The following is a 25,476-nucleotide window of genomic DNA, read 5'->3' as shown; positions in this document are numbered from 1 at the left end:
ACGGTGCCGTGGCGTTGGTACCGGATGCGCCGGCCCGGACCCACGGCGTTGAAGCCGACGAACTGAGTGCCCTCGACGGGTTCGGTGACGTCGCCGTCCCACTCCACGCGCTCGCACTCCGGGCTCCACTCGCCGATGCGGGGCAAGTCGGACACCATGGCGTAGAGCGTGTCGGGGTCGGCGGCGATGTCGAGGGTGACGCTGTCGGTGGTCAACCAGAAACGCTGATTTTTCGGTGGCATGCGAGTAAGCTAAGACCATTAGCTTTTGCTGTCAAGCAAATCTTTTGCTATCATCGCTACATGACGTCGATCGACCGCCGAAGCCGCCGGCGACAGGAGACGATCGAGGAGATCCTCGCCATCGCCGAAGACCTGATGAACGTCGAGGGCGTCAACGGGCTGAGCCTGTCGGAAGTCGCTCGCCGCCTCGGCGTGAAGCCGCCGTCGGTCTACAAGTACTTCGACTCGCTGCTGGCGATCTACGACGCCCTGTTCGCCCATGCCATGGAGTCGCACCTCGAGGCCATGCGCGACGCGATGGCGTCGGCCACTCCCGGCCTCACCGCGCTCGCCGCCGGCCTCGAAGCCAGCGGACGATGGTGCCTGGCGCATCCCGGTGTGGCGCAGCTGCTGTTCTGGCGACCGGTGCCGCGCTTCGAGCCGTCGCCCGAGGCCATGGCGCCGAGCGTCGAGATGGTCCAGCTGCAGCGCGCCGCCCTGCACGACGCCGTCCGCGTCGGCGAACTCGGCCCGGCGGCGGATTCCGACCACGCGGTGTGGACGCTGTCGGTGATGGTGAGCGGCGTGATCGGCCAGACGCTGGCCAATGAGCCCGACGTGGCCTGGGGTGAAGGGCGCTTCAGCCCGCTCCTGCGGGAACTCCTCACGGCGCTGCCGGCGCTGTTTCCGCCGAAGCGGCGGGCGCGCCCCTAAGGGCGATACCTGAGCCCTCTCAGGGTCGATCCCGATTGTGGCGCCGCGCCGCGTCCCGCATCGTCGGTGCATGACGAATGTGATCGAGGTCCGGTCGTTGCGCAAAATCGTCCGGGGGATGCGGCACAACGTGGTGGCCGTCGACGACCTCTCCCTCGACGTGCCCGCGGGTGGGGTGTTCGGCTTCCTCGGACCGAACGGGTCGGGCAAGACGACGACGATTCGCTGCCTGCTCGGCCTGGCGCGACCCACGAGCGGCGACATCCGCCTCTTCGGTGCCGCGGTGCCGGCACGGCTGCCGGCGGTCGTCGGGCGCATCGGTGCGCTGGTCGAGGCGCCGGGCGTCAACGGCGGGCTGTCGGCGCTCCAGGCGGTGAGCGTGTTGGCGACCGCCGCGGGCGTGTCACACCGTCGCGTCGGCGAGGTCCTCGACATCGTCGGACTCGCTGACCGGGCCGACGACGCGGCGCGGGGCTACTCGCTCGGCATGCGACAGCGCCTCGGCGTGGCCATCGCCCTGTTGAAGGACCCCGAGCTGCTCGTGCTGGACGAGCCGGCCAACGGTCTGGACCCCGCCGGCATTCGCGAGATGCGCGACCTGCTGCGTCGCCTCGGCGACGAGGGCCGCACCGTTTTCGTCTCGAGTCACCAGCTCGCGGAAGTGCAACAGACATGCGACCGGGTGGCGATCGTGGCGCGCGGCCGCGTCGTGCGCGCCGGCACCGTGGACGACGTGTTGGCGCAGGGCGCGACGCGGGCGACGCTCGTGCGGGTGCCCAACGCACGCCTGGCGCTGAAGGCGCTCCACAGCGCCGGCATCAGCGCCGACGAAGTCGACGGCTACCTGCGGGTAATGCCCGTCGAAGCCGATGCGCCGACCGTCGCCCGCGAGCTCGGTTCGCGCGGCATCTGGCCGTTGGAGCTCCGGCCTGACTCGGTCAGTTTGGAAGACGTCTTTCTCGAGATCACGGAGGCCGCGTCGTGACCGCGCTCGTTCGCTCCGAAGTCCGGCGCGCGCTGAGCCGCCGTATCGTGCGCGTCGTCGCGCTCCTGTCGTTCGCGGCGGTGGCGTCGACCGGCGTGCTTTGCTTCACGCTGTCGTCGTCAGCCAACGGCGCGGCGATCGACGCCAAGATCCACGCGGCGCGCCAAGCCGACGCTCGCTCCGAGGCGGAGTCGGTGAAGTGCTTGTACGAGGCGTCGCAGGGCCGCGGCTCGCCGCACGCGTGCGATGCGCCGGTGCGCCACGTGGTGCACGACCCCCGTTTCTATCGTCAGAAGATCGGCAACTTCGTGAAGGGTGGCGCCGGCATCGCCGCCCTGATCGCTTGGGTGCTCGGAGCCTCACTGGTCGGGGCCGAGTTCACGTCGCGGGGCATGACGACGTCGCTCACGTTCAGTCCCACGCGGTGGCGGTTGTTCGCCGCCAAGGCGGCGGCCGCGCTCGCCGTCACCATCACCTGGGCGGCGGCGACGCTCGGGTTGCTGTGGGTGGCAATGCTGCCGGCGCTCGCCGCGCACGGCGGTCCGCTGACCGGGCAACCGACGAACGCGTCGATTGCCGGCGCGATGCTGCGCGGGCTCGGCTTGGTGGCCGCCACCACCACGATCGGCTTCACGCTGGCAACCTTCGGCCGTAGCACCGCCGCCGCTCTGGGTCTTGGCTTCGGTTACGTAATCGTGCTCGAGAACATCGTCGGCACCGCCCTGGAAGGGTGGCGCCCCTGGCTGCTGCTGGGCAACGTGATCGCCTTCCTGACGGGGGACCCGAGCGGTGCGGGCGTGAGCGGCCGCAGCGTGTTCGGCGCCGGCATGTTCCTGCTGGCGGTCGCCGCGGGTCTGCTGGTGACGAGCGGCACGACGTTCGTGCGCCGCGACGTCGCCTAGTCCTGCTGCAATTCGACGACGTTGCCCGCCGGGTCGCGGAACCACACCTGGCGCACGATGGTCCCGTGGTGGTCCTGGCTGCCTTGGATGTGGGCGATGCCGGCGTTGTCGAGTTCGGCGACCGCGGCGTCGAGGTCGTCGACACCGAAGCACACGTGATGGGCGCCGGGATCGATGCCGTCGGGCCACGGCTCGCTGCCCACGACGTGGAGCTGCACGGCGCCGACGTCGAACCACGCACCGGGCACACCGGCGATGGTGGGTCGCCACGCTGGGTCGAGGCCGAGCACGTCGCGGTAGAACGCCTGCGCAGTGTCGACGTCGCCGCCGACGTTCACGCTGGCGTGGAGGACCCGAGTGATGCGCACGGCCGTGTCTTACCATCGGCCGCCATGACCGTCACGGCCCTGGCCAACTGATGGAGCGCGTTCGTCTCGGGGTCGTCGGCATCGGCAACATCGCGCCGCTCAACGTCGCCGGCTATCTGGAACACCCGCACTGCGACGTGGTGGCGCTGTGCGATCCACGCGAGGACAAGGCGCGGGCCATGGCAGCGCAATGGAACGTGGCCAAGGTGTACACGTCGCTCGACGCGCTGCTGGCCGACGACGAGATCGACGCCGTGGAAATTCTCACGCCGACGCACATGCACAAGGACCACGTCCTCGCGGCGATCGCAGCGGGCAAGCACGTCAGCGTGCAGAAGCCGATCGCCAACACCGTCAGCGACGCGCGCGCCATGCGCGACGCCGCCGACGCCGGAGGTGTGGTGCTGCGCGTGAGCGAGTGCTTCCTCCACTACCCGCCGCTGGTGAAGGCGAAGGAACTGATCGCGTCGGGCGCCATCGGCATCCCGACGATGTTGCGCATGAAGACCGTCGTGGGCACGACCGACACCGCGTTCCAAGCGAACCTCGAACCCGAGGGCTACGAGTGGCGCTTCAACGACAAGAGCCCGGGCGGCCACCTCTTCGACGACGTGATCCACAAGTACGGCGTCGGCATTTGGCTCTTCGACCAAGCGATCACGTCAGTACAGGCGATCGTGCGCCGCGCCCCGGTGTTCTTCGAGGCGCCCACCGCCGCGATATGGGAATACCAACGCCCGAGTCTGCTCGGGATGATGGAGGTGACCTACTCCCCCGACATGTTCATTCGCAGCCGCTACTACGGCGCGGACGAGTTCTTCGAGATCCAGGGCACCGAAGGCTTCATCTGGGTGACGCGGGCGACGGGCGAAATGCTCGACCTTGCGCCCGTCGTCCATTACGCCAAGGACGGTACGCAGACGAACTACGACGCCCTCGACGCCGACTGGCTCACCGGCTTTCGCGGCGCGTCACGTCACTTCGTCGACGCGCTCGTCGCCGGTACCCGGCCCGTCGACATGACGCCCGACGCCGCCATCGCCGCGTTGCAGTTGTGCTTCGCCGTCTACCAGGCGAGCAACAAGCGGTCGCCGGTCGACCCGCGGTCGATCGACGGATCGGTTGGTCCGCCGTGGTGGCCGCTGGACCCGACCGAGTCGATCGACCTGTTCAATACGTACGGCCGCGAGCTCGGCTAGCCGAGCGGCGACCAACCCGACACGCGCAGTAGCCGGCTCTCCCACTGATCGCGCACTTCGAGGGCGTCGATCATCCAACTCCCCGGTTGCTTGTAGGCGTCGGGTACTTCGCGGTTGAGCAGCGGTAGCAGTCCGGCCTGATTGGCGACCCGCTGCCACAGCACGATCTCGCGGTGCACGCCGCTGCCGTAGCGGGGGATGAAGGCGGCGACGAGTTCGAGCAGGCCGTGGCCGTTCAACCGTTCGTTGGCGCGCCGCAGCGTTTCCACGTAGAGCGTGCCCGCCTTCTCGAGGTAGTCGTCGAAGCGACCCGGATGGGGCCACGCCGTGTCTTCCATGAACAGCGGCAGCGAACCGTCGGCGCTCTCACAGTCACCGACCGCCGGCACCGACGCCAGGTCGACGGACTGCAAGGGCGAGAACGGCGCCGGCTCGAGCACCTTGGCCACCGACCCGTAGCGCAGCGCGTCGACCTCGGCGGTCCACGCGTGCAGGTCGCCACCGGCGCGGCGCCGGCCGTTGAGGTCGTCGAGCGCGGCTGACGACGCCACGGCGGTCACGGTGACGAACACGTACGCCGGGCCGGTGCCATGACCCTGGTGCATGAACCACAACAAGCGAGCGCCGTCGCCTTTGGCCAGCAGCGCCGCCCAGTCGCGGTAGAGATCTTCGAAGCGGTGTTCCTGCTTCCCGGCGACGCGGTGAACCTCGTGAACGAAGAGCATCGCCGCCGACGGTAGCGGCTGGCGGTTACGCGCTGACGGGCGTGGCGATCGCGGTGGTGCGGGCGTCGAGCCAGGCGTAGGCCGGCTCCGCGAAGTCGCTGTAGTCGAGCCAGCGGAAGTCCGTCGGCTCAGGATGCGGCCGGCCGCACAGCGACGTGCCCGTCGCTTCGATCAAACGGTGCGCCACCTGCACGACCTGCACGCGGTCGTTGCGCGATAGCTCGTCGTCGTCGTGATGGGCGACGGCGTCGATCACGTCAATGGGACAGCCCCACAGGTTGAGCAGATATGCGCCCGCCTGCGCATGGGTCACGCCCCACGCCTCGCGCTCGAGTTCGGCCAGCGACCGGTTGGCGTCGACGCGCTCGTCGAGATGGGCGCAGAACATGTCGGGGCGGCAGCGGGCGAACACGAGCTGGCCGCACTCGTGCAGCAAACCGCCGCAGAACGCGTCGTCCGCCAACTCGCGGGGAGCCAGCTGGCGGGCGAGGTCGGCGACTTCGTAGGTGTGGCTGGCGAGCTCCGCGACCCAGAACTGCACGGGCAACGGATCGTTGATGTCGCGGTGAACTTCGTCGAGGAACGCCAGCGTGCGGATGACGGAGGATCCGAGACGCACGACGGCGTTGTCGACTGACGTGATGCGCGTACGGGGAGCGAAATAGCTCGAGTTCACGAGTTGCAGCACCTTGGCGGTGAGACCGACGTCGTGACTCACGATCTGGCCGATGGTGTGGGCGTCGCCGTTGGGCGATTCGATAGCTCTGAGGAGGTTGGCGAATACCGGCGACGGCGTCGGCAGCATGGCGATGTCGGAGATCTCGGAGCGCACCTTCTGCGTGCCGACCTGATCGCGCAGGCGCAGCGCGCGGCGGATGGCGTCGATGAGCTCGTCGGGCATGTAGGGCTGGAGGACGAACTGGTGCGCGAGGCCGATGGTGTGGGCGAGGTCGTCATGGTCGGAATGCTCGGCCAGCATCACGCGGGCGGTATCGGGGAACCGCACCCGTGCCTCGGCGAGGAACTCGCGACCCGTGGGCGCGGCCAGCCGGCGGTGGGCGATGACCACGTCGACCGGCAACTTCGCCATCGCGTCGAGGGCGGCGCGGGCCCCAACGGCGAACTCCAGGTCCCAGACCAAGCGCTGCGGCTTGAAGAGGTCCTCGAGTTCGTCGAGCACCGCGGCTTCATCGTCGACAAACAAGACTCGGCTCATCGGAAAGCCCGATCGGCCAACCGGCCCAAATCTGTGAGGGACCTAAGTCCTTTTCACCCCGCGTTGTCGACGTACATCAGCGAGCCCGGCGTGGTCAGCAATTCGCCCGTTTCGAGCCAGGTCTTGAGGCCCGACAGGATCATCGGCCAGCCGCCGTAGATCTGGTCGTTGGCGCCCTCGCGCAGCTGGTCATGGGTGATCACGACGCGCACGCTGTCGCGGCCGATGGGCTCGAGTTCCCAGGTCACGCGGGAGAAACCTTCGGCGGCGACGTCTTCGCCCCACAGGGCCCGCATCGTCTGCACGAGCTTGCGCGGCGGGTCGCACTCGACGATTTCGCCCTCGGCCAGCAGGCCCGCCTTGGGGTTGCTCATCTCGTAGCGGGCGCCGGGGGTGAAGTCCTCGGTGAAGCTGTTGCCGAAGGTGTACTTGCCGCGAATGGCCGACGTGGTGATCGCCTCCCAGCAACGTTCGGGCGTGGTGCGGATGTAGATCTCGTAGACCTTTTCCATGGTCGTCTCCAGTTCGGTCTTCAGGCCGGTGAGCGTCGCCGCCCACGGCTCGGCGTATTTGCTGACCCAGCGCTCGTACATCAGGCGGATCGGCACCGGGTTGAGGAAGTGCAGCTTTTCCCGACCGCGCCGGCGCGTAACCACGAGGTGCGCCTCTTCGAGAACCTTGAGGTGCTTCATCACCCCGAAGCGACTCATGTCGAACCGCTCCTCGAGTTCGCCTTGCGTCTGCCCGTCGCGCTGGAAGAGTTCGTCCATCAACGCCCGCCGGGTCGGGTCGGCGATCGCCCGGTAGACGTCCTCCTCCATGCCGCCACAATATGTGACCTAATGGTCACATGTCAATGGAATTATCGATACCGTCGGTATCTGAACTCTTGTAAGGTGCGCGGCATGAGTCGCTTTGGCGCGCCGCCGGAATCCGACCTCGACGTGCGGCCCACGCCCGAGGACGTCAGCTTCTTCGCGGAGAACGGCTACCTCGTCGTGCCGCAGATCACGACCGCCGAAGAGTTGGCGTGGCTGACCGACGTGTTTTGCGGCGTGATGGAGGACAACGCGGGCACGCCGGTCTTCGAGGCGGGCCGCCAGCCGGACCAGACGCTGCCGGCGCAGATTCTCCAGTGCATCGGCCCCGAGCTGCGCATCCCCGAGTTGCTCGACACGACATTCCGCCGCAACGCCCGCCACTTCGCCGCCGCGTTTCTCGGGGTGCCCGAGTCCGAGGTGACGACGTGGGGCCACATGATCAACAAGAAGGCCGGCAGCCGGCGCCCGGCGCCGTGGCATCAGGACCAGGCGTACTGGGAACCCGAGTTGGACTATCTCGCCGTCGGCGCGTGGTTACCGCTCCACGACGTGGCGGTCGAGCAGGGCGCGATGCAGTTCATCCCCGGTTCGCACCGCAGCGGCCTGCGTTACCACGGCTTCGAAGGCGACCCGTCCGGCAACCTCCTCAAAGTGGACGGCGTCGACCCGTCGCTCGCGGCGCCCTGCCCGCTCCCGGCGGGCGGCTGCACGTTCCACCACTACCTGACGCTGCACTACACCGCGCCGAACGACACTGACCGCGACCGGCTCGCCTTCGCCACCGAGTTCCAAGTGATGCCCTGGCGGCGCGCGACCCCGGTGCAGTGGCCCTGGGTCCAGCAGTACCGCGCGGCGGTGAACGCGCCCAGCGGACCCCCCGCCGTCATCGCGGACGGCAAATTCGTCACCGTGTAGGGCGCCGACCTTGATGTCGGATTTCCGCCAGTGGCGCGGGCGCCAACCTGCCACAGTGCAGGAGTGCACGAGGACTTCGAGCGGTGCTACCGGGCGGTGCAGTCGAAAGACGCCCGCTTCGACGGTTGGTTCGTCACCGCCGTTCTCACGACCAAGATCTATTGCCGGCCGAGTTGCCCGGTGCGCCCGCCCTACAAGCGCAACATCCGCTTCTATCCCACGGCGGCCGCGGCGCAGCAGGCCGGGTTCCGGGCGTGCAAGCGCTGCCGCCCGGATGCGTCGCCCGGCTCGCCGGAGTGGAACCTGCGCACCGACTTGGTGTCGCGGGCGATGCGTCTCATCAGCGACGGCGTGGTCGACCGCGAAGGCGTCACCGGGCTCGCCGCCCGTCTCGGGTACTCGACGCGCCAACTCGAACGATTGCTGAACGAAGAAGTCGGCGCCGGCCCGCTGTCGGTGGCGCGGGCCCAGCGCGCCCAGACGGCGCGGCTGCTGATCGAGACGACGGAACTGCCCTTCGGCCAGATCGCGTTCGGTGCCGGCTTCGCCAGCATCCGGCAGTTCAACGACACCGTGCGCGCCGTGTTCGACGGAACGCCGACGGCGTTGCGTCAACAGGCCCGCAAGCGCAAGACGATCACTGCCCCCGGCACCCTCACGTTTCGGCTGCCCTTCCGCAAGCCCTACGCGGCGGACCCGCTCTTCGGCCGGCTCGTGTCCGTCGGTGTGCCCGGGGTGGAGGAGTTCCGCGACGGTGCGTACCGCCGCTCGCTGCGGCTACCCCACGGCAACTGCATCGCCGAGCTGTCCCCCACGCCGGATTACATCGCGTGCCGCTTGATCCTCGACGACGTGCGCGACCTCACCACCGCCATCGCCCGCTGCCGGCGCCTGCTCGATCTCGACGCCGACCCCGAAGCGGTCGACGACGCCCTCGGCGCCGATCCGGTGTTGCGCGAACTGGTGGCGAAGCATCGCGGCATCCGCATCCGCCGCACGACCGACGAGCACGAGACGGCGGTGCGCGTCGTGCTCGGTCAGCAGGTGTCGCTCGGCGCAGCGCGCACGCACACGGCGCGCCTGGTGGCCGCGTGCGGGACACCGATCGCCGATCCGGCCGGCGGGCTCACCCACCTGTTTCCGTCGCTCGACGAGCTGGGGAGCTTCGACGTGACGACGCTGCGCATCCCCGCCGCGCGCCAGCGCACGCTGGCCAACGTGATCGCGGCGCTGGCCGACGGCTCCGTCGTCCTCGACGCCGGCGCCGACTGGACGCGGGCCCGCGCCCAACTACTGGCGCTGCCCGGCGTCGGACCGTGGACGGCCGAGATGATCGCCATGCGCGGCCTCGGTGATCCCGACGCGTTTCCGGCAACCGACATCGGCGTGCTCGCCGGCGCGCGTGCGGCCGGCCTCGCCGGCGACGTCGCGGCGTACGCGCACGACCACTGGCGACCGTGGCGGGCCTACGCCGTGCACTACCTCTGGGCCGCCAACATGAAAGGCGAGACATGAACCGACCGACCATCACCCGCGCCCGCACGCTCGACACGCCCATCGGGCCGATCACGCTGGCGGGCGACGACGAATCGCTGACGCGCCTTGTCATGCACGACCAGCGGCACGCGCCCGGCGACATGGCCTACTGGCCCCAGGACCTCAACGCGTTCGGCGACGTCGTCGACCAGTTGAAGGCGTATTGGGAGGGAGACCTGCACGACTTCGACGTGAGCCTGCGCCTCCACGGCACCGAGTTCCAGCAGCGCGTGTGGGACGCGCTGCGACGCATTCCGTACGGTCAGACGTGTTCGTACGCCGAGTTGGCCGACGAGATCGGTGCGCACAACGCCCAGCGGGCCGTGGGCTCGGCGAACGGGAAGAACCCGATCGCCATCATCGTGCCGTGCCACCGCGTGATCGCGTCCGATGGCACCCTTGGTGGGTACGGCGGTGGCCTCGACCGCAAGTGCTTCCTGCTCGCCCTCGAGGGCGCGCAACGCCTCTGCTAGATCTCGGCGGGAAGCAACTCGCCGGTGCGCACGTCGTAGAGGAAGCCCCCGATCTCGGTGGAGGACGGGACGTACTTCGACGCCCGGATCTTGTCGATGTCTTCCTTCAACGCTGTCGTCTGGTCGGTCATCGCCAACGGAGCGAAATCGTCGCCGGCGCCGATCTTCGAGCGAATCTCGTCATCGGTCGACTTCGACATCGCGCAATCGGTGTGCTGCACGACGCAGATGCGGCTGACGTTGAGCAGGTTCACGGCCAGCACGAGCGAGCGCAGCGCGTCGTCGGTCACGCGGGCGCCGGCGTTGCGGATGATCTTGGCGTCGCCGGGGATCAGCCCGAGCATGGCGAGGGGGTCGATACGGGAGTCGATACAGGTCAGCACCGCCAGCCCCTTGGCGGCGGACCCGGGGACACCGGAGTCGTGGAACTTGGAGGCGTAGCGGCGATTGGCCGCGAGCAGGTCGTCAAACATCACCGCTAGTTTGCTCGCCGTGCGCACCCATTGGGCAACCGTGGCGGTGGTCGTCGTGGTGGCGGCGGTCGTGGCGCTCGTGATTCGCCCGCCGATCACGGATCCGGCGACCGCACATCAGCTGATCTCGATGCAGCGCGCCGTCGACAAACTGAACAAGACGGAGGTTCGCGTCGGCCCGCCGTCGGTCACCGACATCCAGGACCTGCTGCGCAATCAGGGCAAAGACGCGCTGGCCCTCGACGCCGCCAACACCACCAAGCTCAAGGCGATTCTCGACGCCCACGGGTGGCCCACCGAGCAGCAGGTCGGCAGCGAGGCGGTGCACGCAGCCCTGAGCATCGTGGAACGCTCGGCCGACACCGACTTCCAGGCCCACGCCGTCGACCTGATGCAGCAGGCCAAGGTGAAGCCCGACGAGGTCTACGCCCGCGTGATCGACATGGTGGAAGTGGCCCACGGAGAACCGCAGACGTACGGCACGCAATGGCAGTGCGTCGACGGGCACGCCCGACCGATCACGCCGGTGAAGGATCCCGAGCAGGCGTTGGCGCTGCGCCGCCAGATCGGCATGCCGGCCTACGACAAGCTCGCCGCCGACTTCTGCGCCCACCCCGGCGGGGTGCGCATCATCCGGAGGGGCCCCTAAATGAAGAAGATCGGATTGGTCGCGGACACCCACATCCGCAAGAACGACGGCAGCGACCTGCCCGACTCGGTGCTCAGCGCCTTCAAGGGCGTGGATCTCATCGTGCACCTCGGCGACATCGGCAAGAAGATCTGCCTCGATCGCCTCGCCGAGGTGGCGCCGGTCATGGTGCAGACCGACGACCGCAAGGGTTACCACCTCAGCGGGTCGGCGGACCCGGGTGTCTACACCGTCGAGAACGTCGGCCTGACGTTCAACCTCGCCCAGCCGGACAAGAAGATCACCGTCGGCGACGCCGGCATCGAGTTCGCCGACGACATGGGCAAGCTGCTGGCCAAGCGCTTCAAGCAGGACGTGGCCGTGGTCGCCTTCGCGGCGACGCATCAGCCGATGCAGGTGACCTACGACGGCGTGCTGTTCGTCAATCCCGGCAGCCCGACGCTGCCCATGAGTGCCCCCGGCACCGTCGCCATTCTCGACCTGTCGAAGAAGACGGCTGCGGCAAAGATCGTCTCCGTATAGTCACAGCCGCGAGTCAGCTGATCAGCGCCGCCATGCCGAGCGTGGTCGCAAGGTCCACCGCATGGGCGCGCAGCGCGGCGGCCCGCCGGCGTTGCTGGGTGTTGCCACGACTCAGTGCTGCCGCGAATTCGCTCCGGGCGCGAGCTTGCATCGGACGCGCCCCCATGCCGTCGGCGAGGCGCACCGCCGCGTCGAAGTGCTTCACCGCCTCGGGCAGCGACCCGCGGCAGTCGGCCAGTAAGCCGAGATAGAAGTCCGCCGGGCCCAGGCAAGCTGCGGCGGGCGGACCCACGACGATGTTGGTGCCGGCCAGTGGTGTCAGGCGACGGACCAGTGACTCGGCGGCGTCGGCGTCGCCGACGCGGTGGACCGCCACCGAGAGCATGGCCAGCGCCGCGCTGGCACTGACGTCGTCCCCGACAGCAGCGAACCCGTCCTTCGACAGATCGGCCAGGAGCGAACGGGCGCCGTCGAGGTCGCCGGTCTCGGCTGAGATGAACGCGAGCCCGCACTCGACCGCTGCGAGGTCGGTCACTTCGTCGGCGATCGCCGCCAACTCCGCGGCGAGGGAGTGCAAGTCGCCGGTGTCCCAGTTGTGGACCATGACCTGGGCGCTGTAGAGCGAATTGGCGAGTCGCATTCCCGCTTCGCGCAAGACGACGTGCGCGCGCTGGCCGACCGAGCGGCTCTCGGCGAAGTTGCCGCGCAGCAAGGCCAGCATCGCCAAAGAGAGCTCGGCGTAGCCCCGATACACCGGGCGGCGCAGCTCGGCCGCCAGGCGGTAGTGCAGCTCTACCGTGGAATCGAGGCTTTCGGCGTTACCGGCTTCGAGCTGGTCGAAGATCAACCACCGCAGGCCTTCCATCTGCAGATCGGCGGCGCCGGCTTGGCGGCCGAACTCGACGAGGCGCTCCGCGTTGCGAGCGCGGTGCTCACCGTCGCCCGCCTTCCACGTGGCGTAGCGACGGCCCACGAGCGCGATGCCCAATACGCGCGGATCCCCGAGACGTTCCGCAATCGCCACGGCCTCGTTGGTCCAGGCGAGACGCAGGTCGACGGGCGCGTCCCAGTATCGGGTCTGAGCCAGGCGACTCAGCAGCAAACTGCGCTGCGCTTCGGCGTCGGGCGGCAACGCGGCCAACGCCTCCTCGAGCAGCGCCACGAGTTCGGTGTCGGCCGAGCCGACCGATGCAAAGCCGTAGAGCTCACCGGCGTAGGTGGACCGCAATCCCAGCGCCACCGCCGCCAGGAGATCGGGCCGCGACGCCTCACGCGCCGCATCGGCGGCGCGCCGAAAGACGTCGCTGGCGAGTTCGTCCTCCGTGGAGACCGCCTGGGCGGTGCCGATCGCCAGCAACAGCTCGGCGCGTTGGGCGGCGTCGTTGTCGTACGCGACGACAAGTTCGAGCGCCTGCTCGAAGTGGACGCGCGCCTCGTCGAAGCCGGCGACCACGAGCGCGTCCTCCCCGGCTTGCCGGCACAGTGCGACGGCCTTCGCCGGCTCAAGCAGTGGAACGGCGCGTACGGCGTGGCGCGCGAGTTCACCCGCCGAGATCGCGGGCGCAGGGTCGGCCTCGAGCGCGCGCAACACCTCGCGGTGGAGGCGGGCCCGCGCCGTGGTGCTCAAGGCGGCGTAGCGGACCTCGCCGACAAGCGGATGGGCGAAGGTGTACTGCCCGACCTGGCCCGGAAGTTCCACGACGATGTTCGCCGCGAACGCTTCCTCCAACGCGCGCAGCACGTCGTCCTCTGTCAGATCCGAAGCGCGCACGAGAACGGCGAGCGTGAACTCGTGGCCGGCGGTCGCGGCGAGGTCGAGCACCGCCCGGCACGGCGCGCTCAGGCGTTCCATCCGCTGCTCGATCGTCGAGGTGAGACGTGGCGGCAGTCCCGTAGCCAGATGACCGTCGGTGACGTGGTGGAGCAACTCGCTGATGAAGAGCGGGTTGCCGCCCGAGCTGGTCGCGATGCTGGTCAAGGTCTCGGCGGGTAGTTCGGCCTCGGCGGCGTCGCGGGCAAGCTGCTCGACGGCGCTGCGGTCCAGCCCGCGTAAGTGACTCCGGCGCAGCTGACCCTGGCGTTCCGCGTCGTCGATCAGCGCGTGCAGGGGTCCGTCGCGCTGGAGCAGTTCACCCCGATAAGACAGCACTACTCCGAGGCCGACCGAGGAATTGTGACCGAGGAGATACCGAAGAAGGCGAACGGTTTCGCGGTCCGCCGCGTGGGCGTCGTCGACGATGAGCAACGTCGCGAAGTCGCGGCCCGCACCCTCGAGGAGCAGTCGGATCGCCTCGAACAGCCGGTAGCGCTCCGTTTCGGGTTCCGCCGCGAGAGGAGTCGCCCCGGGCCGTCGCCGGCCGAGGGCCGGTAACAGCGTCGCCAGCACTCCTGCCGTGGACCCGTCCAGTTCGTCGAGCACGCCCTCGGGCGTGGCGGCGGCGAGCCAGTCGAGCGCCTGGGCGACCGGCTGGTAAGGCACGACCAACTCGTCGTCGGCGCGGGCGTAGAGACCCAGCACCGCCGCGTCCGCCGGCACGACGATCTCGGCCAAGAGGCGGGTCTTGCCCATGCCCGCCTCGGCCTCGAGCGCGAACAACCGCCGCTCGCCGGCGGCAACCTCGGCAACGAACGCGCGCAGGGAGCCAAGTTCGTCTTCGCGCCCGACGAAGAGGCCGCGGCGCAGGCGCGCCAGCTGGCCGGGCGGCGGCGGCGGCCAGTTCACCGTCGCCTTCCGTGGCCGGCGGGCACTGTCGCGTCCACGGCCGCGGCGGCCGACGGCGCCCAGCAGCTCAGGTTGCTGCAGCAGGATGGCCTGCTCCAGCTGCCGCAGCTGCGGCCCAGGATCGAGTCCGAGGTCCTCGTTGAGCGAGCGACGGAACGCGTCGTACGTCCGCAGCGCCTCGACCTGGCGACCGTTGGCGTACAGCGATCGCATCAATTGACCGACGCGGCGCTCGCTCAACGGTTCGAGGGCAACGAGCCGTTCGCTGTCTGCGACCGCCGCGGGGTGGTCGCCCAGATCCAGCCGCGCCTCGACCAGGTCCTCTTCTGCCGTTCGGCGCAAGGCTTCGAGGCGCGCGATCTCTGCCCGCGTTGCGTCCAGCTCGGCGATCTCCGCGTACGGCGGTCCCCGGTGCAGCGACAAGGCGGCTACGAGGGAGTCGCGGGCGCGGGCGGCCGCACCGCGGCCGAGCAGCGCGTGTCCCTCGTTCGCCAGGTCCTCGAATCTCCGTGCGTCCAGGGAATGGGGTTCGGCGCGGAGCTGGTAGCCACCGTGCAGGCTGACCAGCGTCGTCTCGGCACCCGGCTCGGCCAATCGCAGCGCTCGCCGTAGGCGGGATATGTGTGCTCGCAGCGTGTCGAGTCCCGACGCGGGCACCCCGCGGGGCCACATTTCCTCCATCAGGCGATCACTCGAGGTCGTCTGGTTGACCCGGAGCAGCAAGAGCGAGAGCAGCACGCACAGTGCCGGCCGGCTGAGGTCGACGTCGCCGTCGGTGCCTACCGCCATGAGATTGCCAAGTACGAAGAAGTCCATTGACCGCCCCCGATCCGCCAGGCTAACGGCGTTGCGACCGCCGCCGCATGTGCGCCATACCGTTGGGTATGCAACGATCTGCCTATGGCTAAGCAGATCCCGCTCGTCGATTACTTGGTGCTCGGCGACAACCCTCATCTCGTGGGCCACAAGTGCACGTCGTGCGGAGCGATCTTCTTCGACCGCCGCAACGCCTGCGCTTCGTGCTCCAACACCGAATTCACGATGCAGGAGATCGCCAACGAGGGCATCTTGCGCACGTTCACGATCGTGTCGCTGGCGGCGCCCGGTATTCCGGTGCCGTTCGTGGCCGGCGTCGTGGACTGCGACGGCGTGTCGGTGCGCGGCAACGTGATCAACACCGAGCCTGATCCCGAGCACGTCCAGACCGGCATGAAGGTTCGCCTCGCCACGTATCTGGTCGGCACCGACGACGACGGCGTCGAGGCCATCGGCTTCGGCTACGAGCCCATTTCTTAAGGAGACAGCGACATGGCGACTGACGACATCTACATCCTCGGCATCACGATGACGAAGTTCGGCAAGCACCCGGACAAGGACATCATCGACCTCGCCTCCGAGGCCGCCCTCGGCGCGATCGCCGACTCGGGCATCTCGATGAAGGAAATCGGGATCCTCGGCTTCGGCAACCTGATGGGCCAGAACTCGGGCCAGATGCTGCAGAAGCAGATCGGCCAGACGGGCATCCCCGTCTACAACGTGTCCAACGCGTGCGCCACCGGCGCCACCGCGCTGCGCACCGCCATCATGGCGATCAAGGCGGGCGAGACCGACGCCGGCCTCGCCGTCGGCGTCGAGAAGCTCGCCGGCGCGGGCCTGCTCGGCGGCAACGCGCCGCGCAGTGACAAGAAGGAGTACACGCCGTCGGGCCGCTTTGGTTCCGTCGCCGGCACCGACGGGCGCATCGGCACCAACACGATGCCGGGCGTGTTCGCCCAGATCGGCCAGGAGTACGGCCACAAGTACGGCGGCACGTCCTTCGAACTGTTCGCCAAGATCAGCGAGAAGAATCACGCGCACTCGACGCTCAACCCGCTCGCGGCGTACACGAAGCGCATGACGCTCGAAGAGATCATGAACGACGTGATGATCGCCTACCCGAACACGCGCCCGATGTGCTCGGCCAACTGCGACGGCGCCGCCGCCGCGGTCGTCGTGAGCGGCACCAAGCTCAAGACGCTGTCGCTCGAGCAGCAGCGCCGCGCCGTCAAGGTGTCAGCGTCGATCCTGACGACCGACCCGTACGAAGAGGCGTGCCAGGTGCTGCCCGACGTCAACACGCTCACGAAGCTGGCGGCCAAGCAGGCTTACGAGCAGGCGGGTGTCGGTCCCGAAGACCTCAACCTCGTCGAGCTGCACGACTGTTTCGCCACCGCCGAGCTCGTCCACTACGACAATCTCGGTCTGTGCGAAGAGGGCGGCGCGGCGGACTTCTTCAACTCGGGTGCGACGTGGCGCGACGGCAAGACGCCGGTGAACGTGTCCGGTGGCCTCGAGTCGAAGGGTCACCCGATCGCCGCGACCGGCATCGCCAATATCTGGGAGGTCTGCCATCACCTGCGCGGTGAGGCGGGCGACCGTCAGATCGAGGGCGCCAAGGTCGGTCTCGCCCACGTCATCGGCCTCGGCAATGCCTGTGGCATTCACATCCTCGAGAAGGTGGCCGTCTGACCCGTTCGGTCGCCTTTCCCAAGCAGTACTGGTATCCGGTCTGCCAGTCGAAGGACCTTCGACGCAACAAACCGGTTGCCGTCACGCTGATGGACGAGCCGCTGGCGATCTTTCGAGACGCCAGCGGCTCGCCGCGTGCGGTACTTGACCGCTGCCCGCACCGCAACGCCGCGCTGTCCGAAGGGCGCGTGCACGACGACGGGTGCCTCGAGTGCCCGTACCACGGGTGGCGCTTCAACGGCGACGGTGAGTGCCGCGCCGTGCCCGGTCTCTACGAAGGCGACGCGGCAACGGCGACGGCGCGCAACGTGTCGCACCACGCCGCGGTCGAAGCCGACGGTTTCGTGTGGGTGTGGGCGGCGGCGGGTCAGGCGCCGACGCGCGATCCGTTCCGCATGCCGCAACTGCTGCGCGCCGGGCGCAAGCGGTGGCAGGTCGGCCAGGTCGTGTTTCCGTGCGACCTCGACGCCACGCTGCACGCCGCGCTGGAGAACACCCTCGACGTGCCCCACACGGCGTTCCTGCACAAGGGCATCTTCCGCGGCAAGCGGCTGAAGGAACTCACCGCCGTGCGTCGCGACTTCGACGGCGGCGTCGAGGTCGAGTTTCTCGGCGAACCCGTCGGCCTCGGGCCGATCCAGGGCGGGCCGCTGGCGAACAAGACGTTCCAGCACTGGGATCGTTTCGTCATGCCGTGCGTGGCCCAGGTCGAATACCGCGTGGAAGACTGGCTCGAGATCTGGAACAACGTGATCCACCTGCCGGTGTCGCCGACGCTGACGCGCGCCTGGTTCGTCTTCCGCTGGTGGACCCCGCTGCCGGCCAAGGTGCTGGCGCCGATCGTCAACGCCCAGGGCCGCATGGTGCTGCGCCAGGACAAGAACGCCATGAAGGCGCAGTCGCGCAACATCGACCGCTTCGGCGGCGAACGCTTCGCGTCGACCGACCTCGACTTGCTGGGCGCGGCCATCTGGCGACTGCTGCGCCAAGCCGAGCGCGCCGAAGAAAAGCAGCAGGCGAACCTCGACGATCTCGTCGAGGGCGCCGACCGCTTGACCTTCGAGGCGTGACCGGCCTCGCCTTTCGCGACGACGACGGTGCGACCGTCGTCAGTCTCGACGGGGCGACGGTGGCGGTCTACCGCCGGACCGAGGAGCGCGTCGCGATAACGGTCGGCACGTCGCCGCGTCCCGTCGTGGCCGCGGTGCTCGACCACCTCGTCGCCTCCGGTGTCACCACGCTTGATTCCGCCTCGTTGGTGCTGCGCTACGAGGCGAGGGCGCGTGGGTTCACGGGCGGTCTGCGGGCACCGCTGGCACTGACCGGCAACGCCCGCCCAGGCTTCCTCGACGAGCTCGACGCGTTGTTGCCGGGCACGCATGCCCTCCTGCGGCGCCAGTCGCGCTGGCGCGGTGTCGTTGCCGATCTGGTGTCGGGCGTGGGCGGGATGACGCGCGTCGAGGTCGCCCCCGACGACGGGGGAGCGGTGATCGTGGCCGCAGTGCCGCAGCGCGACGACCTCAACGCCGAGGCGATCGCCCTCGCCGTCGACACGACCATGCGGGTGCGGGCGCGCTTCGGTCGCGCCGTCGACCACGTCCGCACCCTCTCGTTCGACCACAGCGCGCACGGGATGTCGGAGGGCAAGACCGCAGGCGCGGCGGCGCCGATGCTCGGCGTCATCCACCTCAACGCCAACTTCGCGTACGCGTCGGGCACCGACGAGATGAACGCGGCGATCCGGCGCCGGCAGAGCGAGGCCGCGGGCACGCCGACGTACGCGACGGGCTTCACGGCGCCGGCGCCGTGGACGCCGCTCGACGTCACCGTGGCGCACGAGCTGTGGCACAAGATCGAGCTGGCGTGGCAGAACGAGCGCTACGCCGAGTCGATCGAGTTCCGGCGGGCGGTGGGCGAACTCTTCGGCCACGACACCATCGAGCACGTATTCGGCGACCCAGTGGCCGTTGCGACGCTCGCCCGCGAGGTGACGGCGTACGCCACGACGAATCGGCTCGAGGCGACGGCGGAGATGTTCGAGCAGTGGTGGTGCGGCCCGCCGCCGCCGGGCTCGATCGCGGCGCGCTTCGGCGAGATCGTCGAACGCTTCTTCCCGCCGCCGCGCTAATCCTCCGACGGGTCGACGAGCCGGTAGCCGACGCCGGGTTCGGTGATCAGGCGCGGGTGCGCCGGGTCTTCGTTGAGCTTCTTGCGCAGTTGCGACGCGTAGACCCGCAGGTACTGCGTCTCGGTGCCGTAGCCCTTCCCCCAGACCGCTTCGAGGATCATGCGGTGCGACAGCACGCGCCCGGGGTGGCGGGCGAGGGCGGCGAGGAAGCCGAACTCCTTCGGCGTGAGGTCAACGGCGCGGCCCGCGACGGTCACCATGTGCCGCGCGAGGTCGACGCGCAGGTCGCCGACGTCGAGCACTGCTTCGTCGATCGTGGGCGTGGTGCCCCGGCGATGCCGCAGCGCCACCCGCACGCGGGCCAGCAACTCGGGTACCGAGAACGGCTTGGTCACGTAGTCGTCGGCTCCTTCGTCGAGGGCGGTGACCTTGCGGTCCTCCGCGCCCTCGGCGGTGAGCACGATGATCGGTACCGTCGACCAGCTGCGGATGCGGCGGCACACGTCGATCCCGTCCATGTCGGGCAGGCCGAGGTCGAGGATGACGATGGCGGGTCCCTCCGCGGCCACCCGATCGAGGGCGTCGAGTCCCGCGCCCGTCGACACGACGCGGTAACCGCGCGCTTCGAGCGCGGCGGTGAGCGCCCGCACGATGGCGGCGTCGTCCTCGACGACGAGCACCGTGTCAGCCACGGCGCACCGGGAGACTGAACGAGAAGCGGGCGCCGCCTTCGGGGACCGACGACAACTCGATGTGGCCGCCGTGGGCTTCGATGATGGCGCGGCAGATGGCCAGACCCACGCCGCTCGACTGCGAGCCCTCGCCGCGCTGGAACGGCTCGAAGATGCGGCCGGCCTGATACTGCGCGACGCCCGGCCCTTCGTCGCTGACCCACACCACGACGTTGTCGTCCTGCTGGCGCGCGCCGAAGCGCACGGTCGAGCGCGGCGGCGAGTGCCGCGCCGCGTTCTCGAGCAGGTTGGTGATCACTTGGTCGAGCAGGACGTAGTCGGCGTCGACGAGGGGAAGGTCGTCGGGCAGTTCTACCTGGACGCGCACCTGACGGAACAAGCGGTCGAGGCGGCGCACCCGTTCGGCCACGAGTTCGTCGAGGGCGACGGCTTGGCGTTCGGGGTGCAGCGCGCCCGCTTCGATCCGGCTGAGCGACAACAAGTTGGCCACGATGCGGTCGAGGCGCTGCGCTTCGTCCCCGACGAGGTCGAGCAATTCGTTGCGGGTCGCGTCGTCGTAGGTGGTGCCGGAGCGGAGATCGGAGGCGACGGCGCGGATCGTCGACAGCGGTGTGCGCAGGTCGTGCGAGACAGCGCGCATCAGCGCGCGCCGCTGCTCGTCGACCTGTTCGAGGACTTCGAGTCTCGTCGCTTCTTCGGCCGCCGCGTCGCGCTCGGCCACCATTGCCTCGTAGCGCTCGTGCATCGCCTCGACTTCGGCCGTGCGCGCTTCGGCCGAGCGGCGGCGTTCGGCTTCGAGGGCGACGACGGTGCCGAGAACCGCGGCGACGGCGAGGAAGATCACGAGGGCGACGGCGTCGTCGACCGCGTTGATCTTCAGCGTCCAGTACGGGCGTACGAAGGCGAGGTTGAACGCCAGCGCCGAGGCCACGGCAGTTGTCAGCGCACCGACGCGTCCACCGAGTACGCCGGCCACGAGGACGGGGATCACGAGGACGAGCGCCGGGGTGGCGCGGTTGGCCGAGTCGCGCAGCGGTACCAGCGCCAGGGTGGCAACCAGGGTCAGCCCGACGCCGGCGAGCGCGCCGACGCCCGCCGCCGGACTTCGCCCCGTTTGTGCATCCACAGCGCCGATCTTTGCGCGATCTTTGCGCGCCCACCGAGGTTCTTATGCCTTCTTTACGAGCGTGTGGGATTCACTCGCGCGGTGACGACTCTTCAGGCGCCGACGCCGATCCCGCCGACGCCACCGCTCAACCTTCCGGAAAAGCGCGGCTACCGCGCGAAGCGGGTGATGCTCGGCGAGCCGCTCCACACCGACCAATTGGCGCACGAGCGTCTCGGCAAGCCGACGGCGCTGGCGGTCTTCGCGTCCGACAACCTGTCGTCGTCTGCGTACGCCACCGAAGAGATCCTCAAGGTGCTCGTGCCGGCGGTCGGCGTCGCCGCATTCGCCCTCGTCGTCCCTGTGACGATCGCCCTGCTGATCGTCCTCGGCTTCCTGATCCTCTCGTACCGCCAGACGATCAAGGCCTATCCGACGGCCGGCGGCGCCTACATCGTCACCCGCGACAACTTCGGCCTGCTGCCGGCGCAGGTGGCGGGCGTCGCACTGCTGACTGACTACATCCTCACCGTGGCGGTGTCGGTTGCGGCCGGTACCGCAGCCATCGCGTCGGCCGCCCCCGTGTTCGAACCCTGGTCGGTGCCGATCTGTGTCGCGCTGATCTCGGTCATCGCGTACGGCAACCTGCGCGGCGTGAAGGAGTCGGGGCGCGTGTTCGCGATCCCGACGTACTTCTTCATCGTCGACATGGTGATCCTGCTCGGCTACGGCTTCTACCGCATGCTCGTCGGCGGGGGGCTGCCGGTGAACCACGCGCAGCACGCCGCGGGCATGGTGCACTTCGGCGGCGCGGGCATGGGGCTGCTGATGGGGGCGTCGCTGTACAAGGTGCTGACGGCCTTCGCCAACGGTGGCGCGGCGGTCACCGGTGTCGAGGCGATCTCCAACGGCGTGCCGGCGTTCCGCGTGCCCGAGTGGAAGAACGCCCGCGAGACGCTCGTGATCATGGGCTCCACCCTCGGCGCCATGTTCCTCGGCCTGTCGATCCTGGCGGCCAAGACCCACACCGTTCCCTACGAGAAGGGCACGCCCACGGTCATCTCGCAGATCGGCAAGGCGGTGTACGGGCACTCGCCGGTCGGCAACGCCCTGTACCTGATGCTCCAGGCCGGCACGGCGCTCATCCTGATCCTGGCGGCCAACACGTCCTTTGCCGACTTCCCGCGGTTGGCGAGCTTCCACGCCGGTGACAACTTCATGCCGCGGCAGCTCACCAAGCGCGGCCACCGCCTCGTGTTCTCCAACGGCATCATCGCCCTGGCGACGGCCTCGATCGTGCTCGTCATCGCGGCCGACGCCAAGGTCGACAACCTGATCGGCCTCTACGCCATCGGCGTGTTCACCAGCTTCACGCTGAGCCAGGGCGGCATGGCCAAGCACCACATCACGCAGAAGGAAGAGGGCTGGCGCATGGGCCTCTTCATCAACGGGACGGGTGCGTTCCTGTCGCTCGTCGTCGACATCATCATCGGCATCACGAAGTTCACCCGCGGCGCCTGGGTGGTCGTGGTACTCGTCCCGGTCATGGTGGCGCTGCTGGTGCGGCTGAACAAGCAGTACGAGTCCGAAGCCGAAGAGCTGAAGGAGGACGCCAAGGCGGCCGCAGAGGCGCAGGTGCTGCGCCGTCATGTCGTGCTCGTGCTCGTCGACACGCTCGATCGCGCGGCGGCGCGCGCCATTCAGTACGCCCGCACGCTGCACCCCGACGAGCTCAAGGCGGTGCACATCGCCGTCGACCTGTACAAGGCCGAGCAGCTGGCCGAGGAGTGGCGCGCGCTGGGCCTGACACGCTTGCCGCTCGAGCTGGTCGACTGTCCCGACCGTCGCTTGACGCACAGCGTCATGGAAGTCGTGGCCGAGTCGCTCCACGGCGGCGACACCGAAGTGTCGGTGCTCGTGCCCCGGTTGGAGCACCGGCGTTTCTGGCACCGCTTGTTGCACGACCGCACCGCCGACTCGATCGCCGACGCCGTCGGGCGTTTGGCGCACGCCAACGTCACGTTCGTGCCGTACCACCTCGGCGCGCATTCCACCAAGGAGCCAGTTGATGTCGCTCGTAGCTGATGACCGGATCGCCATCGGGAGCGTCGTGTGGCGCGACACCGTTTGCGTGGAGGGCCGCGTGCGCTCGATGCGCATCACGCCGTGGGCCGACGTGCCGAGCTTGGAGTGCACGATCGTCGACGAGACGGGTGGGCTCACGGTGGTGTTCCTCGGTCGGCGCAAGATCGCCGGCGTGCATCCCGGAACGGTGCTGCGCGTCGAGGGCGTCGCCGGCGCCCACCACGGCAAGCTCGCCCTGATGAACCCCGAATACGAGATCGTCACGACCCCGCACGTGGAGGCGCCGCACCACTAAGTCGCCCCTGCGGCGTTGGGTCGGCGCGTAGTGCGCCATGATTCGGGCATGTCGTTGCTCTCGGATGCACAGGTGCTCCAGGAACGAACGGTGGCGTTGCGGCGCGAGCTGCACGCCGATCCTGAGCTCGCACTCGAACTGCCGCGCACGCAGGAGCGCGTCGGGGCCGAACTCGCCGACCTGCCGATCGCGGTCACGCAGGGAACCGGATGCACGTCGCTGATCGGCGTGCTCGACGGCGACCGACCGGGCCCGACGGTGCTGTTGCGCGGCGATATGGACGCGCTGCCCATGCCCGAAGACACGGGACTCGAATACAGCTCGCGCAACAAGGGCGTCATGCACGCCTGCGGGCACGACGCCCACACCGCCATGCTGGCCAGTGCGGCGCGCCTGCTGTGTGACCGCCGCGGCGAACTCGCCGGCCGCGTGGTGTTCATGTTCCAGCCGGGCGAAGAGGGCGGCTTCGGCGCCAAGGTGATGCTCGAGCACGGGTTGTTCGACGTCGGTGGTCGACCTGACGCCGCGTTCGCGCTGCATCAGTCGCCGTCGATGCCGAGCGGGATGATCGCCGTGAAGCCCGGCGCGACGATGGCATCGACCAACAACTTCACCATCCGCATCGTGGGCAAGGGCGGCCACGCCTCGATGCCGCATCTCGCGGTCGACCCGATCCCGGTGGCGGCCGAGCTGGTGATGGCGTTGCAGGCCTACGTGACGCGTCGCGTCGACGCGTTCGACCCGGCGGTGGTCACCGTCGCCAAGATCCGCGCCGGCACGACGATCAACGTCGTGCCCGAGGACGCATTGCTGCTCGGCACCATCCGCACGGTGTCGGCGCGTACCCGCACCGCGGTGGTCAAGGGCGTGGAGGATCTGGCCAAGGGCATCGCGTCGGCGCACGGGTGCGTGGCCGAGGTCGAGATGCACGAGGGCTATCCCGTCACCGTGAACGACGACACGATGGCGGGCTACGTGCGCGACGTCGCCACCGGTGTCGTCGGCACCGATCTGGTGCGCTGGTTGCCGGCGCCGGTCATGGGCGCCGAGGACTTTTCCTACGTGCTCAACGAGGTCCCGGGAGCGATGGCGTTCCTCGGCACGATGCCTCCCGGCCACCGCGGCTTCGTGGCGCCGAACCATTCCAACCGCATGGTCCTCGACGAGAACGCCATGGCCGCGGGCGTGGCCGTGTACGCCGCCGCCGCGCTGTCCTTCGCGTCAGCCGCCGCCGCCGAGTGACAGTTCTTCGCCGTCGCAGCCGTCGGGCTTTCGCGGTGGCGATCGGCGTAGCTCTCGTCGGCGCCGGGCTGTTGTGGTGGCGCAAGCCGTGGGTACCCGCCGTACCGCTCGCTGACCCAGGACGCGGCGGCCAAAGGATCAACGAGGCTGGTGTCTTCGGCAACTACTTCGCGAGTACCGCGCCGGCACCGGGCATCCTCCTGCTCGGCGGTTCAGAGGGCGGTCTGTCTCACGACGTTGCCAGAACCGCTAGGGCGTTTCGACGGGCAGGGTTTTCCGTACTGCAGCTGGCATATTTCGGCGCACCGCACGAACCATCCAAACTCGAACGCGTTCCCCTCGAGACGTTCGACCGCGGGTTGGACTGGCTGCGCCGCCAGCCCGCGGTACTGCCGGATCGCGTCGCCCTCGTCGGCCACTCCAAGGGAGCGGAAGCGGCGCTGCTGGAGGCTGCGCGCCGGCCTGACGTTGTCCGGGCTGTCGTGGCCGCGGCGCCGTCGAGCGTCGTGTGGAAAGGGATCGACTGGGGCTTCCCGCTGAATCCCGATTCGTCGTGGTCGGCCAATGGAAAACCCGTCCCGGCGCTTCCGTACGCGCTGTGGCGTCCGTGGAAGCCGATCGGCTCCGTCTACCGGGATGGCCTGCGACGTCTGGGCGAGCATCGCAAGTCCGAAATCGCCGTGGAGCGAATCGCGGGGCCCGTGTTGCTGCTGTGCGGCGATCGTGACGCCCTCTGGCCATCGTGCCCAATGTCTCGCGCCCTGCGTTCCCGCGCCGAGCAGCGCGGAAAGACTGGCGTGAGCGTGATCGAATTCAAGACCGCAGGTCACCTCCTCTTCGGTCCTCGGGTTCCGCCGCAGGATCCGGCGCTGCACAATCGATGGACGGGCGGCTCGGCGACGGCGAACAACCAAGCTCGGGCGAAAGGCTGGTCATTGGTCGTCGCCTTTCTCCGGCAGAACCTCGCGTCGTAACGTCTC

At 69.0% G+C, this 25,476-nt stretch carries 26 protein-coding genes; 17 read left to right on the top strand and 9 right to left on the bottom strand.

Going from position 1 to position 25,476, the window contains the following annotated elements:
• Window positions 1-242, bottom strand: a 242-nt coding sequence (locus tag VHC63_10490; GenBank protein ID HVV37019.1) for an SRPBCC family protein, incomplete at its 3' end; no start/stop codon positions are given.
• Between the two features lie 60 nt (window positions 243-302).
• On the opposite strand from VHC63_10490, the gene VHC63_10485 reads away from it, so the two are divergent.
• From VHC63_10485 to VHC63_10475, 3 genes are all read left to right on the top strand, one after another.
• On the top strand, window positions 303-935 hold the full coding sequence (locus tag VHC63_10485) for a TetR/AcrR family transcriptional regulator (GenBank protein HVV37018.1): 633 nt from the start codon (window positions 303-305) through the stop codon (window positions 933-935).
• A gap of 70 nt (window positions 936-1,005) precedes the next feature.
• Window positions 1,006-1,920: an ATP-binding cassette domain-containing protein gene (locus tag VHC63_10480; GenBank protein ID HVV37017.1), complete on the top strand. Its 915-nt coding sequence runs from the start codon at window positions 1,006-1,008 to the stop codon at window positions 1,918-1,920.
• Complete coding sequence (locus VHC63_10475) at window positions 1,917-2,822, top strand: ABC transporter permease subunit (protein HVV37016.1); 906 nt, start codon at window positions 1,917-1,919, stop codon at window positions 2,820-2,822. The genes VHC63_10480 and VHC63_10475 overlap by 4 nt, the downstream gene beginning before the upstream one ends.
• Here the strand turns inward: VHC63_10475 and VHC63_10470 are convergent.
• The gene (locus tag VHC63_10470) at window positions 2,819-3,190 is read right to left on the bottom strand and encodes a VOC family protein (protein ID HVV37015.1); all 372 of its coding nucleotides are present in this window, start codon (window positions 3,188-3,190) and stop codon (window positions 2,819-2,821) included. The genes VHC63_10475 and VHC63_10470 overlap by 4 nt on opposite strands.
• A gap of 50 nt (window positions 3,191-3,240) precedes the next feature.
• Between VHC63_10470 and VHC63_10465 the strand changes: the two genes are divergently transcribed.
• Window positions 3,241-4,389, top strand: coding sequence for a Gfo/Idh/MocA family oxidoreductase (locus VHC63_10465; GenBank protein HVV37014.1), 1,149 nt, complete (start codon window positions 3,241-3,243; stop codon window positions 4,387-4,389).
• Here VHC63_10465 and VHC63_10460 read toward each other — a convergent pair.
• The 3 genes from VHC63_10460 to VHC63_10450 are packed head-to-tail and all read right to left on the bottom strand — an operon-like array spanning window position 4,386 to window position 7,151.
• Window positions 4,386-5,114, bottom strand: coding sequence for a hypothetical protein (locus VHC63_10460; protein HVV37013.1), 729 nt, complete (start codon window positions 5,112-5,114; stop codon window positions 4,386-4,388). The genes VHC63_10465 and VHC63_10460 overlap by 4 nt on opposite strands.
• A 25-nt stretch (window positions 5,115-5,139) precedes the next feature.
• On the bottom strand, window positions 5,140-6,330 hold the full coding sequence (locus tag VHC63_10455; protein ID HVV37012.1) for a response regulator: 1,191 nt from the start codon (window positions 6,328-6,330) through the stop codon (window positions 5,140-5,142).
• 53 nt (window positions 6,331-6,383) lie between these two features.
• Entirely contained in the window at window positions 6,384-7,151 is a 768-nt protein-coding gene (locus tag VHC63_10450) for an SRPBCC domain-containing protein (GenBank protein ID HVV37011.1), read from the bottom strand.
• A gap of 84 nt (window positions 7,152-7,235) precedes the next feature.
• Here VHC63_10450 and VHC63_10445 point away from each other — a divergent pair, with 84 nt between their 5' ends.
• The 3 genes from VHC63_10445 (at window position 7,236) to VHC63_10435 (ending at window position 10,075) form a co-directional block, all read left to right on the top strand.
• Entirely contained in the window at window positions 7,236-8,066 is an 831-nt protein-coding gene (locus VHC63_10445; protein ID HVV37010.1) for a phytanoyl-CoA dioxygenase family protein, read from the top strand.
• A 63-nt stretch (window positions 8,067-8,129) separates the two neighbouring features.
• Window positions 8,130-9,581 carry an Ada metal-binding domain-containing protein gene (locus tag VHC63_10440; protein HVV37009.1) on the top strand — a complete coding sequence of 484 codons (1,452 nt, stop codon included), beginning with the start codon at window positions 8,130-8,132 and terminating at the stop codon, window positions 9,579-9,581.
• Window positions 9,578-10,075: a methylated-DNA--[protein]-cysteine S-methyltransferase gene (locus tag VHC63_10435; protein ID HVV37008.1), complete on the top strand. Its 498-nt coding sequence runs from the start codon at window positions 9,578-9,580 to the stop codon at window positions 10,073-10,075. The genes VHC63_10440 and VHC63_10435 overlap by 4 nt, the downstream gene beginning before the upstream one ends.
• Here the strand turns inward: VHC63_10435 and VHC63_10430 are convergent.
• The gene (locus tag VHC63_10430; protein ID HVV37007.1) at window positions 10,072-10,548 is read right to left on the bottom strand and encodes a carbonic anhydrase; all 477 of its coding nucleotides are present in this window, start codon (window positions 10,546-10,548) and stop codon (window positions 10,072-10,074) included. The genes VHC63_10435 and VHC63_10430 overlap by 4 nt on opposite strands.
• A 19-nt stretch (window positions 10,549-10,567) precedes the next feature.
• Between VHC63_10430 and VHC63_10425 the strand changes: the two genes are divergently transcribed.
• A complete protein-coding gene (locus VHC63_10425; GenBank protein HVV37006.1) occupies window positions 10,568-11,197 on the top strand; it encodes a DUF6624 domain-containing protein in 630 nt (209 codons plus the stop codon).
• A complete protein-coding gene (locus VHC63_10420; protein ID HVV37005.1) occupies window positions 11,198-11,719 on the top strand; it encodes a metallophosphoesterase family protein in 522 nt (173 codons plus the stop codon).
• Window positions 11,720-11,732: 13 nt separating this feature from the next.
• Here VHC63_10420 and VHC63_10415 read toward each other — a convergent pair whose 3' ends face one another.
• Window positions 11,733-15,230 (bottom strand): BTAD domain-containing putative transcriptional regulator, encoded by a 3,498-nt coding sequence (locus tag VHC63_10415; GenBank protein ID HVV37004.1) that lies wholly within the window; start codon window positions 15,228-15,230, stop codon window positions 11,733-11,735.
• A gap of 111 nt (window positions 15,231-15,341) precedes the next feature.
• Between VHC63_10415 and VHC63_10410 the strand changes: the two genes are divergently transcribed.
• Genes VHC63_10410 through VHC63_10395 form a run of 4 tightly spaced genes read left to right on the top strand, consistent with a single transcriptional unit; the run spans window position 15,342 to window position 19,077 of the window.
• A complete protein-coding gene (locus VHC63_10410) occupies window positions 15,342-15,737 on the top strand; it encodes an OB-fold domain-containing protein (protein ID HVV37003.1) in 396 nt (131 codons plus the stop codon).
• Between the two features lie 12 nt (window positions 15,738-15,749).
• Window positions 15,750-16,949, top strand: a complete 1,200-nt coding sequence (locus tag VHC63_10405) for a thiolase family protein (GenBank protein ID HVV37002.1) — start codon at window positions 15,750-15,752, stop codon at window positions 16,947-16,949.
• Window positions 16,913-18,019 carry a Rieske 2Fe-2S domain-containing protein gene (locus VHC63_10400; GenBank protein HVV37001.1) on the top strand — a complete coding sequence of 369 codons (1,107 nt, stop codon included), beginning with the start codon at window positions 16,913-16,915 and terminating at the stop codon, window positions 18,017-18,019. Before VHC63_10405 ends, VHC63_10400 begins: the two co-directional genes overlap by 37 nt.
• Complete coding sequence (locus VHC63_10395; GenBank protein ID HVV37000.1) at window positions 18,016-19,077, top strand: hypothetical protein; 1,062 nt, start codon at window positions 18,016-18,018, stop codon at window positions 19,075-19,077. Before VHC63_10400 ends, VHC63_10395 begins: the two co-directional genes overlap by 4 nt.
• Here VHC63_10395 and VHC63_10390 read toward each other — a convergent pair.
• Together VHC63_10390 and VHC63_10385 are read right to left on the bottom strand one after the other, a co-directional pair.
• Complete coding sequence (locus VHC63_10390) at window positions 19,074-19,769, bottom strand: response regulator transcription factor (protein ID HVV36999.1); 696 nt, start codon at window positions 19,767-19,769, stop codon at window positions 19,074-19,076. The two genes, VHC63_10395 and VHC63_10390, sit on opposite strands and share 4 nt — an antisense overlap.
• Window positions 19,762-20,895, bottom strand: a complete 1,134-nt coding sequence (locus VHC63_10385; protein ID HVV36998.1) for an ATP-binding protein — start codon at window positions 20,893-20,895, stop codon at window positions 19,762-19,764. Before VHC63_10385 ends, VHC63_10390 begins: the two co-directional genes overlap by 8 nt.
• A gap of 81 nt (window positions 20,896-20,976) precedes the next feature.
• Here VHC63_10385 and VHC63_10380 point away from each other — a divergent pair, with 81 nt between their 5' ends.
• From VHC63_10380 to VHC63_10365, 4 genes are read left to right on the top strand one after another with little or no spacing between them, the layout of a single operon-like run.
• The gene (locus VHC63_10380; GenBank protein ID HVV36997.1) at window positions 20,977-22,959 is read left to right on the top strand and encodes an APC family permease; all 1,983 of its coding nucleotides are present in this window, start codon (window positions 20,977-20,979) and stop codon (window positions 22,957-22,959) included.
• Window positions 22,943-23,254, top strand: a complete 312-nt coding sequence (locus VHC63_10375) for an OB-fold nucleic acid binding domain-containing protein (protein ID HVV36996.1) — start codon at window positions 22,943-22,945, stop codon at window positions 23,252-23,254. The genes VHC63_10380 and VHC63_10375 overlap by 17 nt, the downstream gene beginning before the upstream one ends.
• A 48-nt stretch (window positions 23,255-23,302) precedes the next feature.
• Window positions 23,303-24,496 carry a M20 family metallopeptidase gene (locus tag VHC63_10370; protein HVV36995.1) on the top strand — a complete coding sequence of 398 codons (1,194 nt, stop codon included), beginning with the start codon at window positions 23,303-23,305 and terminating at the stop codon, window positions 24,494-24,496.
• 35 nt (window positions 24,497-24,531) lie between these two features.
• On the top strand, window positions 24,532-25,470 hold the full coding sequence (locus tag VHC63_10365) for an acyl-CoA thioester hydrolase/BAAT C-terminal domain-containing protein (protein ID HVV36994.1): 939 nt from the start codon (window positions 24,532-24,534) through the stop codon (window positions 25,468-25,470).
• Window positions 25,471-25,476: the final 6 nt, after the last annotated feature.

Source organism: Acidimicrobiales bacterium (genome assembly GCA_035546775.1).
Lineage (GTDB): Bacteria > Actinomycetota > Acidimicrobiia > Acidimicrobiales > JACCXE01 > JACCXE01.
This window is presented reverse-complemented; position numbering and strand designations above follow the sequence as displayed.